Annotated in this window: 9 protein-coding genes and 1 pseudogene; 2 read left to right on the forward strand and 8 right to left on the reverse strand. The window is 69.1% G+C overall.

What is annotated here, in order from left to right; translation table 11 throughout:
* The 4 genes from ACFZBX_RS35975 to ACFZBX_RS35990 all read right to left on the reverse strand — a co-directional run.
* On the reverse strand, nt 1-1,371 hold a 1,371-nt coding region (locus ACFZBX_RS35975), incomplete at its 3' end, for a PIN domain-containing protein (RefSeq protein ID WP_391538022.1).
* Between the two features lie 179 nt (nt 1,372-1,550).
* Nucleotides 1,551-1,808: a helicase associated domain-containing protein gene (locus ACFZBX_RS35980; RefSeq protein ID WP_391538023.1), complete on the reverse strand. Its 258-nt coding sequence runs from the start codon at nt 1,806-1,808 to the stop codon at nt 1,551-1,553.
* 68 nt (nt 1,809-1,876) lie between these two features.
* The gene (locus tag ACFZBX_RS35985; RefSeq protein ID WP_391538024.1) at nt 1,877-2,245 is read right to left on the reverse strand and encodes a hypothetical protein; all 369 of its coding nucleotides are present in this window, start codon (nt 2,243-2,245) and stop codon (nt 1,877-1,879) included.
* Between the two features lie 672 nt (nt 2,246-2,917).
* Entirely contained in the window at nt 2,918-3,094 is a 177-nt protein-coding gene (locus ACFZBX_RS35990) for a hypothetical protein (protein WP_391538025.1), read from the reverse strand.
* 619 nt (nt 3,095-3,713) lie between these two features.
* Between ACFZBX_RS35990 and ACFZBX_RS35995 the strand changes: the two genes are divergently transcribed.
* Nucleotides 3,714-4,646 carry a hypothetical protein gene (locus ACFZBX_RS35995; protein WP_391538026.1) on the forward strand — a complete coding sequence of 311 codons (933 nt, stop codon included), beginning with the start codon at nt 3,714-3,716 and terminating at the stop codon, nt 4,644-4,646.
* 249 nt (nt 4,647-4,895) lie between these two features.
* Here the strand turns inward: ACFZBX_RS35995 and ACFZBX_RS36000 are convergent, their stop codons facing one another.
* The 3 genes and pseudogenes from ACFZBX_RS36000 to ACFZBX_RS36010 all read right to left on the reverse strand — a co-directional run bounded on the left by ACFZBX_RS36000 (nt 4,896) and on the right by ACFZBX_RS36010 (nt 9,787).
* Entirely contained in the window at nt 4,896-6,110 is a 1,215-nt protein-coding gene (locus ACFZBX_RS36000) for a hypothetical protein (protein ID WP_391538027.1), read from the reverse strand.
* A 176-nt stretch (nt 6,111-6,286) separates the two neighbouring features.
* Nucleotides 6,287-6,460, reverse strand: a pseudogene (locus tag ACFZBX_RS36005) (helicase associated domain-containing protein); the annotation flags it as partial.
* 165 nt (nt 6,461-6,625) lie between these two features.
* Nucleotides 6,626-9,787, reverse strand: a complete 3,162-nt coding sequence (locus tag ACFZBX_RS36010; protein ID WP_391538028.1) for a tetratricopeptide repeat protein — start codon at nt 9,785-9,787, stop codon at nt 6,626-6,628.
* Between the two features lie 310 nt (nt 9,788-10,097).
* Here ACFZBX_RS36010 and ACFZBX_RS36015 point away from each other — a divergent pair, with 310 nt between their 5' ends.
* Entirely contained in the window at nt 10,098-10,307 is a 210-nt protein-coding gene (locus ACFZBX_RS36015) for a hypothetical protein (protein WP_391538029.1), read from the forward strand.
* Between the two features lie 313 nt (nt 10,308-10,620).
* Here the strand turns inward: ACFZBX_RS36015 and ACFZBX_RS36020 are convergent, their stop codons facing one another.
* The gene (locus tag ACFZBX_RS36020; protein ID WP_391538030.1) at nt 10,621-13,311 is read right to left on the reverse strand and encodes a Helicase associated domain protein; all 2,691 of its coding nucleotides are present in this window, start codon (nt 13,309-13,311) and stop codon (nt 10,621-10,623) included.
* Between the last annotated feature and the right edge of the window lie 609 nt (nt 13,312-13,920).

A 13,920-nucleotide genomic window follows, 5' to 3' on the forward strand; every position in this document is an offset into this window, starting at 1 on the left:
GCCGATGCCCGCGCCCTGCGTCATGGCGTTCCTCAGGGCGGCGGCCTCTCGGGCGGCGTTCGCGGCGAGGCCGATGCCCGCGCCCTGCGTCATGGCGTTCCTCAGGGCGGCGGCCTCTCGGGCGGCGTTCGCGGCGAGGCCGATGCCCGCGCCCTGCGTCATGGCATTTCTCAGGACGGCGGCCTGTGCCACGGCGCCGCTGTGCAACCAGAAGTCGAGGTACGGCTTCGCGATGCTGGCACCGCTGCCCAGGACATCCAGGCTGGGGGCAGCGTCCGTCTTCTCGGCTGGCGGGAACTGCGAGGCTTGCGCCAGGTCCGCCTTGAACTTCTGGACGGCGGCAGCGCAGCGCTCATCGGCCATATCCGGTATCGACGGTTCCGTCGAGGACAGGAGCGTCGGCGCATGGGCTTCGCCGCGGGTGGAGAAGAGCAGCTTGGTCTCCCACACAGCTGCGACGTTGCGGATGAGATCGTCGGACTCGCCGGGCACGGCAACGCCGTGCAGCAGCCACTGCGCTTTCGCCGTGTACCAGACGTCGCCCTCGATTTCGTGGCCGGTGACCTCTGTGACGTCGAGCAACTCGGCCTTCGGCGGGATCAGCCATGAGCGCCACCGCACCGCGTTGCTGTCGCCGCTCAGACCGGCGAAGCCACCGGGCGAACTGAGGAGCTCCTCCGCGCTCTGGGCCACCCCGGAGCGGACGGGCTGCGACTCCAGCAGCGCGCGGGCGGAGACCACCGCGTCGTCTCCAGGCACCGGCGTGGTGAACCTGGAGACGACCTGCGTGAAGTCCTTGAGTCGGCTGAGACGGTTCTCCAGACCCTGCACGTCCTGGTCCATCGGGTACGGGTAGGAGGTTCCGTCCCCGAAGTCCGTCGTGTTGTTCGTGACCAACCAGACGTGGGCCTGCGGGTTCTCCCGCATGAACTCGAGGATCGAGAACCAGATGGCGGCATCCCGAGCACCCTCGGAGTGGTCCGCGGCGCGCTTCGCCGGCGGCAGCGCCATGGCCTCCCGGGCCAGCGCCTTACGCGCGATGTCCCCGCTGGTGTCGATCACCTCGAAGATCTTTCCGTAGGCGTCCCGCCAGTGATCGAGGAGACGCTCCAGATCGAGCGGCTCCAGAGTGCTCTGCACCGCCCACGGGACCGTCTCGGCCAGCTTCCCCAGCGCCTTCACAGCCGCCTGGTACTGGGCCGGGTAGTACTTGGCCTGGTGCGCCGAGAGTTCCTCCAGCACCATCCACGGCACGGCCACCCGGTGATGGCCGGACTCCTTGAGCTTGCGAATTATGTCCGCAGTGAGACTGTCGGGCTTGAGAAGGTTCACCGCGTTCGTATCGAAGATGATCCACTGCTCGTCGGTCACCTCCACCTCCTCCTTCTAGTGGTCGTTGACCGCTCAGCTTCCCACCTGGAACTGACAATCCGGCGCGGGCTGAAGAGATCCGAAGACGAGCCGACTGATCAACGCCCTCCGGCGTTGATCAGGGCCCAGCAGCGTACCGCCGACCAACGACGCCAGCCCGGCCGGGACGGTCCGCTACGCTACGCCCACTCCACCTCGTGCTCGGCGAGCTGGCCTGCGGTCAGCTTCGTCCGGCGGGCCCTCTGGTTGTTGAGCCAGGTGCCCAGCGCGAAGTGCGACACCACCACCTGCTCCTCGCCACCGGGGCCAGCCTCCACGGCCTCCACCGGCTCCTTGTCCGGGCGGGGCACCCGGGGATGACGCTCCCGCTCGACGAACTGGGCGAGCGCGGCGACGGCGCGCAGGACCTGGTCCGGCGACAGCATGAGAGAGGCCATGGCCGGCACCGTAGCCGCCCCGGGCAGAATCGAACCGTCAAGCCCCCGAACGAGTGGCGTGGCTCAGTTCACTGGATCAGGCCGTTCAGCACTGGGACGCTGGTGCCGGTCGCGGTCAGGCCGGCCAGGACTGCGCCGGCGACCGGACCGCCGGCGAGGAACGCGAGCACGCCGACCACGACCCCGATCACGGTAGCGGTCAGCAGGACCAACGTCGTGCGCACACTCAACAACGGCTCCGCCCGCACCCGGTTCGGCGCGGCCGACTCACCCATCGAGGACTCGCCCGGTACGGTGCGCGTGCCGGCGCTGCGCATTCGCCCCGGCGACCGCCAGGCCGACCACGCGCCGCGCCCCGGCCCCACCGGTCGCCGCCTCTCGACGCCGTCCCGCCCCGCCGCGCCCTGTTCCTGGCCGCGCGGCCTCGTCTCCGTCATGTCCCTCTCTCCTTCACCTGGGTTGCGGGTACGGACCATGGCCTGCCCGCCGGGGGCGCGGATGGGCGCTGCCCGGCCTCTCGGGTGGTCCGTGGTGTCGGAAGGTAGGGGCCTCAGGTGGCCAGTCAAGGGGGTTCCAGCAGCAGGTTCATCATGCTGGCCAGCGGGAGCGCGGGCCGGACCGGCGAACGATGCGCCGTCCGGCGTGCCAGTCAACCCCTCCCCGGCCAGGCCGGAACGGTGTCGGCCGCCGTCCTCGGATCGAGGAGTTCTCACGCGCTGTCCCGGTGCTCTCCGGAGCCGGGCGCCCGCCGAGGCGGCCCCAGGGCGCCGGAGGAGCCATTGCGGTCACGTGGCGGGCTGGAAGAGGCACCGGAGCGTCATTGCCAACTCCCGTCGAACAGAAAGAGTCTGACAGTCCATCACAATGTGGCCCAGTGGCCCCCGCGTCTCAGGTGTTGGTAACAATTGATCGCCCCGCATCGGCCAGCGGGTGTGATGGCTGTTACGGTGGCAAGGCGCAGGGGGATGTTTATGTCCAGCAGGTATGGTTCACCTGTTGGCAGGGCAGGCTCTGTGCTATGGCGCAGGAAGGAGCCGCCCGGCTCTCCGTGCAAAGGTTCACCGGGCGACGTCCTCGGTACCGCGTCACGTGTGCCGGGTCCGGGAGCCCTACTGCGGGGTGCCCGGCCCGGTGCCGTAGCGGGCTGCGATCACCGTGGTGGCCGCCGTGATGAGGGCGGTGGCGATGGTGGTCAGCTGATCCGGAGTAACCCGGAACTGCCGCTTGGGCTTCCTGTCCGTGCGATCTTGGACAGGCCGGTGGCGCTTCTTGTTGCGTTGCCCCATCAAGTTCTCCTTGCGGAAGAGCGCGCGGACCTCCGGGGTCCGCGCACTGGCCGGCACGATGCCGGACCGAACGTGGGCCGCCCTGGTGGCCTGATGAGGCAGTGGCGCACAGACTAGACCCACGCCGACGGGCGGCGACACCGGAGTCGAGTACTGACGACCATGACAGCCATTGAAGCACCTTCAACGGGTCGTCAAGCACTGAACTCCCGAGCTTCGTCACCATCTGTCACGCCATTCGGACAAACGTGCAGGCCGGAGGCACCCTCCTGCTCTCCGAGTGTCATTAGATTCTTTTAAGGAAGGCGGGATTCCGCCACTGGCGGCAAGCAGCCACCCCTCCCTCCGGCCGGTCTGGCACCTTCCCGAACGCAGAATCTCCTGCCCGGAACCCGGCTATTGGCTGATTCTCACCATCCGACCGGGTCAGCAGAACTTCCTCCGGCATCCGAGGTCCCGCGGAGGAGGGTGCTCTCCACCGTCTCCTCCGCTCTCTACGAGTCACCCTGCCCTGCCCCGCCCGCCGACCGAAGCCGCCACTGCGCGCTGCCGCGCCGGGGCGGCTGTCGGTGCCTCTCCCTATCCTGAGCCACCCCTCCCAGCTCGTCGAAGGAGGCCCATGGCCACCGACCTGAGAACCCTCCAGCACCCGCTCATCGAATGGGTCTACGACCACACCAGAGAGCGCCCCATCGGGTCTGTCTCCCTCATCCCGTTCGCGGATGAACACCACCTCGACCGACAACAAGCCTTTCAGCTTCTGCTGTACTGCGAGGAAGCCGGAGTGCTGTCCAGCCGAGGCTCCACCTACGGGGGTCCCTCCGCGAACCTCACGCCGGCCGGGACCTCGTGGGTCGAGGAGCGACGGCGTCGGAGGGAAGACCCCGCCGCCCGTGTCGCCGCTGCCCGCACCGGCCTGCTGACCTGGATGTGGCACCGCAAGCACGACGGCACCCGCATGCCGGTGGTCGCCCATGTTCTCGAAGCCCCCCAGTCCCTCTTCGAAGGCATACGACTGACGGCCTCCGACATCAACCGGGCCGCCGGCCATCTCCAGGCCAAGGGAATGATCAAGGGAACGACCCCAGGCTGGGGCGGGGACGGACCCCTGCGCGCCGAGATCACCGCCGAAGGAGAAGACTGCGTGGAGAACTACGACGCCGACCTCGCCGCCTACGAGCGACGCAACAACGGCGGCGGCACCACGAACTTCCACATCGGCACCAACACCGGCAACATCGCCGCCAACAGCCGCGAGGTCACCCAGACCGCCACCACCAACCAGGGCATCAACCCCAGCGACCTGGTACTCCTCGCCCGATCCCTTCGCCAAGCAGCGCCGGTTCTGGGCCTGCCCGAAGGCGACGCCGAGGAGTTCGCCGACATCGCCACCCGGATCGAGAACGAGGCCTCCACGGACAACCCGGACCCAGGACGGATTCGGCGCTGGGGAAACGCCATCCTGGACATCCTCAACTCCCCCGCGGTCAGCGGCGCCCTCGCCCAGACCCTGTCCACCACCGTCCAGACGGCCATCGCCTCCGGCGGCTGACGGCCTGGACAGTTGGTTAGGGTGCCAGCCGCCACGAAGCTCCGGCAGCCATGACCCCTGCAGAACGCCGTCAGCCGATACCGCACACATTGGAGGCCGCCACCCCTAGGTGACGGCCTCCAACGACAACCAGGCAACGGGTTCACCCACGCCCGGCCAGATTCCTCCTGGCGCTACGTCAGGCGACCGTCGGCCCGGTGGCGGACAGCGTGAGCCAGCCGGGCGTCAACTTCGCGCGGCGGGCCTTCATCAGCTGCTGACCATGTCGAGCAGGTCCTGGAAACGGCGGTTCACGTGCTCGTTCTCACAGGAGCGCCGGACGTCCTTGTCGGACTGGAGATCCTCAACGATCTTCTGGATGCCGCTGCGGCCGTTGAGGAAGAGCTCCTCGATGATGGGTGCGGCCCGGTTACTGTAGAAGACCTTCCGGTTGATTCCGGCACCATATCCACCGGGCTCGCCGATGTAGCAACGCACCATCCACTTGACGATCCCGGGCTTGACGTCTTCGGGAATCTCGGTGAGACCACCGAACTCTTCGAACAGCCGCAGCGCAGGGCCGTGCGCCTCGTTTTGCCTCCACTGGTGGCCGATGCTCTTGAGCTTGTCGAGCTGCTTCGTGAAGAAGTCCTTCCGCTGCCCCTTGTGGAGGTAGGGCAGCAGTCCAGCGGCGTGGGCCACACGCACCGTGAGTTCGTCCAAGGAGGTGCGCCCGAGCCGGTCCAGCAGGGTCTTGGCGACGGCCAGGCGCACACCGTTTCGGATGAGTTCACGCAGTTCCTGGAGTACCAGGTAGGCGTTCTCGCGGACGACATCAGCTTCGGTGCCGCTCAGCGCCGTGCTCACCAGGACCTGGACGATCTCCTGCTGCCGTTGGTCCGGGGCGTGCCCGAAGTCGGTCAGTAGGCGGCTGTCCAGCGCGATGGGCCCGGATGCTTCGATGATCTGCTTGACCTCGTGTACCTCGATCAATGTGATCGGGTCCTTGGACAGCACGGCGTCAATGCACGTCACGAAGGTGTACACGACATCCTCGAAGGATGCCTCGTACTCGGAATCCTCATGTTCGAGATCCTTGCGAATGTCGTATACCCGCGTCATCTTGCGCCACTCGGCACGGCTGAGAAGCCCGATGCGGTAGGCGAGCTTGATCAAGTTGGAGGTCGTGTAGCGTTCGACGTCCTCGGCGTTCTGGATCGGCGGGAGCTTTGGATTCGCAGCCTTGGCGGCCTCGCCCGCGATACCGACGCCCACGATCAGGATCTTGTCTTTGAGATCCCGGACCGCGGCGTTGAACAGGCGTTGGCAGGCACTGCTCGGATCGACCGGCAGGATGCGGCGCACCCTTTCGATCAGGTTCTTCGCCTGCCAGTCCGGCCTGATCTTCTGCATCAGGCCCGGCACTTCGCCCATCGTCGTGACCGCAACGGACGTGGCTACAACGACAACACCTTCTTCGCTCAACTTATCCTCACCTGGAGTGACCTGGCCCCTCGTTTCCCAAAGGGTACGGACTCAGCCGCCTCAAGGCCGCAGTATTTTCATAGGGGAAGCCGCCACCTCCTGGTGAGGGCCTCCAACGCCGTCTCAGGCCCCGCGCAGCACACCGCCGGGCAAGCCACCGGCCCGGCCGGGCGTTCCTACCAGCCGACCCCGAGGGCCTCCAACTGCCCGAGCTGCTCGCCGGTGAGCTTGTCCCGGCGTGCCTTCTGATTGTTCAGCCAGGCCCCGAGCGGCACCCCGCCCTCCTTGTGCGTGCGCGGCACCTTCGCGTGGCCCTCGCGCTCGACGAAGGCGGCGAGGGCCGCGAGGCCGGCGCCGAATCGGGTCGGCGCGCGAGACCTTCGGCTTCGCTGCGGCGGCCTGCTTGGCCGCCACCAGCTCGGCGTCGGCCTCGATGCCGAGCACGGTGAGAGGTCCCGCTGGTCCTGGTCGAGCTCTGTCCAGCCAGCCCGCTGCGCCCTGCACTCGGCGGGGGACTATTTGTCTGCTTTCGCGAGTGCCTTCGTGGCTTCGTCTTCGGCGCCAGCCGCCCGGTACGCTGCCGCTGATTCTTCGCGCATCGCCCGCACCTGCGCTGGCGGCCGGCCGGCGGCGAGCAGGGTGTCGGCGAGTTCGTCGGACGCCTCCCCCAGCCGGTACAGGTCCCCAAACTCCCCGAACAGGGCAACAGCCCGCTCACCAGCCTCCACCGCCTGCCCGTACACCTCGGCACCTCGCCACGCGGTGCCGAGGTTGTTCCACGCCATGCCTTCGCTGTGGCGGTCGCCGAGGTCGCGGTGGATGTCGAGGGTGTGTTGGTGGGTGGCGAGGGCTTCCTCGAAGCGCCGCAACTCCTTGAGGGCGACGCCGAGGTTGCCCAATGCCCTGCCTTCGTCGTGGCGGTCGCCGAGGTCGCGGTAGATGTCGACAGCGTGTTGGTGGGCGACGAGGGCTTCCTCGAAGCGCCGCAACTCCTTGAGGGCGACGCCGAGGTTGTTCCACGCCCTGCCTTCGTGGTGGCGGTCGCCGAGGTCCCGGTAGATGTCGAGGGCGTGTTGGTGGGCGGTGAGGGCTTCCTCGAAGCGCCGCAGATCTTGGAGGGCGACGCCGAGGTTGTTCCACGCGATGCCTTTGCTGTGGCGGTCGCCGAGGTCGCGGTGGATGTCGAGGGTGTGTTGGTGGGCGGTGAGGGCTTCCTCGAAGCGCCGCAACTCCTTGAGGGCGAGGCCGAGGTTGTTCCACGCCATGCCTTCGTGGTGGCGGTCGCCGAGGTCGCGGTAGATGTCGAGGGCGTGTTGGTGGGCGGCGAGGGCTTCCTCGAAGCGCCGCAACTCCTTGAGGGAGAGGCCGAGGTTGTTCCACGCCATGCCTTCGTGGTGGCGGTCGCCGAGGTCGCGGTAGATGTCAAGGGCGTGTTGGTGGGCGGCGAGGGCTTCCTCGAAGCGCCGCAACTCCTTGAGGGCGACGCCGAGGTTGTTCCACGCCATGCCTTTGCTGTGGCGGTCGCCGAGGTCGCGGTGGATGTCGAGGGCGTGTTGGTGGGTGGCGAGGGCTTCCTCGAAGCGCCGCAACTCTTTCAGGGTGTTGCCGAGGTTGCCCAATGCCCTGCCTTCGTGGTGGCGGTCGCCGAGGTCGCGGTAGATGTCGAGGGCGTGTTGGTGGGCGGCGAGGGCTTCCTCGAAGCGCCGCAACTCCTTGAGGGAGAGGCCGAGGTTGTTCCACGCCATGCCTTCGTGGTGGCGGTCGCCGAGGTCGCGGTAGATGTCAAGGGCGTGTTGGTGGGCGGCGAGGGCTTCCTCGAAGCGCCGCAACTCTTGGAGGACGTTGCCGAGGTTGTTCCACGCGATGCCTTCGCCGTGGCGGTCGCCGAGAGAGATGGCAGAGTCGTGGGCGAGGGTGGCAACGTCCAGGGCATCCTGCAAGTACCGGCGTGAATCCAGGTAGTCCCCGAGGAAGGATGCCAGCCTCATGGTGGCCTCGCGGTGGCCGGTGGTGTGCGCGACGCGGACGGCGGAGACAAGACCGGCCCGCTCCGCGTCCAGCCAGGCCATCGCCGCCTTCCGGTCGAGGAAGGGCTTCTTGCCACCGTCCATGGAGGGGTTGAGATGGGCGGCGGCGGCCCGCGCGGTGCGGGTGTAATACACGAAGAGACGGCCCAGGGCTGCCGCGGTGTGCCGGGGGTTCAGCTCGGCCTGTTCGCCCGCGTAGGCGCGCACCAGGTCATGCATCCGCCACCGCCCGGTGTCCGGGTCCTGCCGGATGAGACTGGCCTCGGCAAGGACCTCCAACCGCCGGCGGACATCCCGGGGCTTGCCGATCCCGGTGAAGGCGACAGCGGTCTCCGTCGACACATCAGGCCCGGGATTCACCGCGAGCAGGCGGAACAACTCCGCATGCGTGGGCGCCAGCCGCCGATAGGAGCCGGCCAGAACGGCCCGCACCGCGCCATCGCGGCCCCCCAGCACATCCAGACGCTCACCGAGATCCTCCAGTTCCCGGGCCAACTGCGCCGGCTTGAGATGACGGCCCAACTGCGCGGTGGCGATCCGCAGAGCAAGCGGCAGGTACCCGCACAGTTCGGCGACCCGCGCTGCGCCGGCAGGGTCGGCGCTGATGCGCCCGTCCTTGGGCAGCGTGATGCGCAGTGCGGTGTCCATCAGGGAGACGGCGTCATCGGGGGTGAGGACGTCGAGGTCGACGAGGCGGGCACCGAGGCGAGGGGCGAGGTTGTCCCGGGAGGTGACGAGCAGTCGGTGCGGGCCGTCCGCGGAAGGGAGGAGATGCTCGACCTGGTCGCCGCTCGAGGTGTTGTCGGCCAGGATCAGGATGCGTTCCCCGTGGCGGGTGCGGGCGGCGAGCTGGGCACGGTAAAGGGCGGCACGCTGGTCGGTGTCCGGCGGGATCTGTCCGTGTTCGACACCGAGGCCGCGCAGGGCGGTGTCGAGAGCCTGGGCGGCGTCGAGGGTGTTGTCGTCGTAGCCGTGGAGGTCGATGAACAGCACCCCGGTGAACAGGCCTCGTTCGACGGCTGTGTGGGCGGTGGCGGTGGCGAGGGTGGTCTTGCCCATCCCGCCCATCCCGAGCACCGACGCCACCACCACCGCCTCCGCGGCTGGTCCGCCGGCAGCGGTCGAGGGGGCGAGGAGCGCGAGGAGGCTGTCCAGGTCCTGTTCCCGGCCGGTGAAGCCCGTCGGCACGGCCGGCGGCGGCGCCAGCAGCGGCAGCACCGCGCCGTCCGACTCCGCAACGCGGCCCGCTCCCCGGTCGCCTGCCAGGTCCTGCGATTCGTGCCCGCCGGAGGGCGAGAACGCAGGCCTGTTGGTCTCGTCGTCGAGTTCGTCGAGTTCCTTGATCAGGGCGCCGTGCAGCCTGCGCCAATGCCGGACGTCTCCCAGGGGTTCTTCCAGAGGGAATCCCTCGGCCTCGGAGTGGGCCTTGCACGCGTGGACGAACGCGGACACCCGGTCCCACTGCGGGACCGTGAAGACGCCCTTCTTGCCGCCGAGGAGGTCGCCGATGGAACTGGTGCTCAGGAGCCCGCCGGAGGCCTTCACCAGCTGCGGGCCGCTGGGATTCCCGGAATCGGCCTGAAGCTCCCTCAACTTGCGGGCGAAGCCCCGCAGCGCCTGTTGTCCTTGCTGGGTGTTCCCCGGCGCCATGGTGGCCCCCTCGCCTGTCCTGCCGCACCGGCCGGCCACGAATGAGCTCTCGTCGCCGGGCCGGGCGTCCCTTCCCCTGGTCTGCGAACAGCGGCCCACCAGGGGTCCGCAGCCGTCCGCGACGGTCCGCAGACTTCCGCCGGACCGGCTCCCCACCCTAGTGCCCACCTGCGCTTTCGCGGGCAGGGTTCCGGGGTTCTCCGCGTGCGTCCGCGAATCCTCTCCCCGGTTCCCCGTCCCGGCATCGTGGTGCTCACGCCAGCCGACCAACCCGCACGCACCACGACCCGCACACCAGGGGGAATACCCGATGTCCCGCAGGAAGCAGCAGCACACCCGCCCCACCCACCAGCCCGTCGCCACGCCTGCGGCACCTGCCACCGGACAGCAGGCCGTGCCCGCCCCCGAGGCCCCCGCCCGCGACCGGCTCGCCGGACAGCTCACCGCCGGCGCCGTCTCCGGCGCCGCCCGCTCCGTCACCGACTGGATCATCCGCCAGATCGCCGAGTACACCGACTGACCCCACCGCTCAGGCCCCGGCTGCCGGCCCCACACGCCGTCGGCAGCCGGGGACCGCACGAGGCCTTCCCCGGGCGGCCGCGAACCCCTCCCAACATTCCGCTGACCCGAGGACGGATCGCCGGCGTTGAAGTCCAGAGCTGGGAAGTCGGCCGAGCCATGGCCAGCTCGACGCCGCCTTATCCCCCACCACCAGCTGGACTACCAGCCGACCCACCGCTCCCAACACCAAGAGGCCGCCACCCCGCAGGGTGACGGCCTCCAGAAACTCATCAGCACCCGGCCGCAGGCCGTCGGCCCGGCTCGGAACGGGCCTACCAGTCCAGGTCCAGCCCCTTCGGCTCCTCGTCCCAGGACGGGTCCTCACGCTGGGAGGGCGGACCAAGCCGCTGGATCAGGTGGCAGGTGCAGGAACCGCCCTCGAACTCCTCCTTCTCACACTCCTCGTGATGCTCCCGCACCCCGCCCGCCCACACGACGCCGCATCCGGCGAGCTGCGCGAGCTGTCCCGCGCTCAGCTTCGCCCGGCGGGCCTTCTGGTTGTTCAGCCAGGTCCCGAGCGACACCCCGTCCTCCTTGTGGGCGCGCGGCACCAGAGCGTGCCCCTCGCGCTCGACGAAGGCCTCCAACGCCGCCAGGCCCTGGGCGAACCTGTCGCCGCGGGACACCGTGGGTTTCGCCTCGGCGGCGGCCTTCGCGGCCACCAGCTCGGGGTCGGCCTCGATGCCGATCGCGGCGAGCAGGTCCCGCTGCTCCTCCTCCAGGTCCGGCCAGCCGGCCCGCTGCGCCTGCACCCAGCGGCCGAGCTGCTCGCCCTCGTAGACAGTGTCCTGGGGCAGGGTGGTCCAGTCGACCTGGCCGTTGGTGTCGAGCCACCACATCCGGGCGGTGGCGTAGGCGCGCTGCCAGGTGATGGGCCATACCGGGCACCACCAGGGGTCGATCTCCTCCAGCGCGCGGCGCCGCTCCGGCGCCAGCGCGCCCGGCTCCCCGGCCGGGACCTGCGCCGCGGCCCGCAGCTCGGAGAGCCACGTCCCGATTGCGTACCCGCCGACCGAGGCCCGCGCCGGCGCCGCCAAAGAGCCGCCGTGACCCTTCGCCCAAACCCGCGCCCAGTCCAACCCGGCCTCGAACCGCGCATCGGAGACGGACCAGATCATCCCGAGCGCGTCCAGCATCTCCACGCGGTATGGCGCCAGCTCACCATTCGCATTCTCCCCGCGACGGTCCGACAGCCACTTTCCCAGCGGGTAATTCCCATTCTCCCCGACCAGCGCGGAATAGGGGACGTCGAGGCCGCCGGTCTCCTCGAACCACCGCCGCGCGTGACCGATCCCCTCGCGCCACAACTGCGTCTCCCCGACCAGAACCCGCGAGGCGATGAACAGCGCGAGAACGTTCTCGTCGACCGGCGTCTGGAACCGCACCGGCAGCGTGAACGCCGACCCGCCACCCCCACCGACCATGCTCTCACCAGGGCCGGAAGCAGCCTCGGCGCTGCGCCCCTTGGTCCGCTTGCCGGACTTCTGCGGTACCGCGAGGGCCTCGACCACCTTGGCGTCGTGGCTGCGCAAAGCGGTAAGGATCTTGACCAGGGGCCCGTAGGAGTCCGACTCAAGAATGTCCCCGGGTTCCTCTCCCGGCTTGAGGAAAACCGGTACGATCAGGCTGGCAGTCTTTCCCTCTCCGGGCTGCATGCGCAGGGCCCGGCCGATGGCCTGGACGATATCCACCATGCTGCCCCGGCCCTGCAGAAGAACCGAATCCGCATTCGGCATGTCGACACCCTCACCCAGGACTTTGCAGTTACTGAAAATCCGGTGCTTGAGCCCGTCGTCCTCCTCGCCCTTCCCGAAGTCCCCGATCAGCTCCTTCCGGTAGTCGATCTCGTGCTCGCCGGAGAGCCACTGCGCCCAGAACTCGGCGGGGTATTTCTGCGGGTTCTCGAAGTTCAGCTTCTCGACCGTCTGATTCAGCGTCTCGGAGAAATAGCGGGCCTCGATCGTGCGGCTGTGGAACGTGATGCACCGCTCCAGGCCCCGCTCGACCACGGTCTTGGCCAGCCCGGCCTGGATGGCCGCGATCCGCGCGGCCGGCACCTCGTCCTCGCTCCCGTCCTCCGCCTCGCCGACACCGGGCCCCCACGGCACGCCCTGCGCGTCGGCCGCGGCCCGGTCGCCGAGCGGGTCGCGCAGCTCCAGGACCACGATCTCGAACGGCGCCAAGAGCTTCCTGTCGATCGCCTCCGCGAGGCCCAGGGAGTACACGTGCGGGCCATAGATCCGCTGGTCGTCCATCGACACCGCCAGCTCCTCCGGCAGCGGCTGGTAGGCCCCCTCACGGTTCTTCACCGGGCGCTTCGGCGGCGCCCAGATCCGCGGTGTCGCCGTCATGTAGAGCCGGCGCTCCGCCGGGATCGCGCCCTGGTCGTGCACCACGGTCCAGGTCTTCTCGACACTGCCCGAGGAGCGGTGCGCCTCGTCGCAGACCATCAGCCCCAGCGGGGGCAGCACCTCGCCCTGGCGCTCCGCCCAGTACTCGTAGGCGTCCCTCACCGCCCCGACCGAGGTGTAGGTGGCGAACAGAGTGGTCGGCCGGCGGTGCCTTGCGGCGTGCTCCAGCCACCTGCCGATCATCAGCGGACTGGTGCTCGCCATCACCCCGACCGGCAGCTCACGGTCGACCAGGGAGCAGATGGCGTGCATGTCCCCGGACCGGCCAGCCGCCCGCCAGGCACCGACCATCTGCACCAGCAGGTCCAGCGTCGGCACCACGACCAGGACCACGCCGCGGGGCACCAGCTTCTGGCCGGCCGCCGCCCCGACGTAGCTCTTCCCGGAGCCGGTGGCCATCTGCACCGTCACCCGCAGCCCGTTCGGCGCCGGGTGCCCCGGACGGGGCGTCAGGTCCCGCACGATGGCCTCCAGCGCCTCCTCCTGGTGCCCGCGCAGCGAGATGCCGGCAGCGGACTGAACGACCTTCAGGCCAGGCTTTACGACGTTCACGAAGACGTGTCTCCCCTCACCCATTCCCGGACCCACACCAGGGACCACACGGGAAAATCTGACAGTGCCCTACTGATACATTCGACGGACCGGCCCGAAAACCGGGGCGGCCGGAAAACCTGCGCGACAGAAGCGACTGTCCGGCAGGATATCAGTCCTCGGTAACGAATTCCGGCGAACGCCCGAAAAGCACGGGCCCGGACCCCACTATCGGCGGGATCACCTGACGCCCTGAGACTGATACACCGGAGACCGTTGCTCACCCTCCGAGGGTAGCGCACCCCGACTCGCCGTGAGGTCGAAACAGTGGTCTAGACCGTGGACTAGACCAATCTGGCGGGAGTGAATCCGGCCCGCACGCGCCCCCGGCGCGCCACCCTCCCCTCAGTCAGCCCGCCGTAAGGTCAGCCAAAAACCCAGCTTAAGCCAGTGATCCCACCTCAGCCATCGGGCCTCATGGAGCGAAGCGGAGTGAGGCCGGCCAAGGCGCGAAGCGCCGGGCCCACCCGGGCGAAGCCCGGGTGCGGACACGCGGAGCGGGTCCGCCGCCTGACCGAAGGTCAGGCGCGAACGGAGGGCCGAAGGCCCGTAGGGACCCGCTCCGCGGGG

This window comes from Kitasatospora sp. NPDC008115 (assembly GCF_042957205.1).
In the GTDB taxonomy this organism is placed as follows: Bacteria; Actinomycetota; Actinomycetes; order Streptomycetales; family Streptomycetaceae; genus Kitasatospora.

Excerpts from the sequence above, each read along its gene's own strand:
- ACFZBX_RS35980 (WP_391538023.1), bottom strand. The coding sequence starts at position 1,808 with ATGGCCTCTCTCATGCTGTCGCCGGACCAGGTCCTGCGCGCCGTCGCC.
- ACFZBX_RS35985 (WP_391538024.1), bottom strand. The coding sequence starts at position 2,245 with ATGACGGAGACGAGGCCGCGCGGCCAGGAACAGGGCGCGGCGGGGCGG.
- ACFZBX_RS35990 (WP_391538025.1), bottom strand. The coding sequence starts at position 3,094 with ATGGGGCAACGCAACAAGAAGCGCCACCGGCCTGTCCAAGATCGCACG.
- ACFZBX_RS35995 (WP_391538026.1), top strand. The coding sequence starts at position 3,714 with ATGGCCACCGACCTGAGAACCCTCCAGCACCCGCTCATCGAATGGGTC.
- ACFZBX_RS36010 (WP_391538028.1), bottom strand. The coding sequence starts at position 9,787 with ATGGCGCCGGGGAACACCCAGCAAGGACAACAGGCGCTGCGGGGCTTC.
- ACFZBX_RS36015 (WP_391538029.1), top strand. The coding sequence starts at position 10,098 with ATGTCCCGCAGGAAGCAGCAGCACACCCGCCCCACCCACCAGCCCGTC.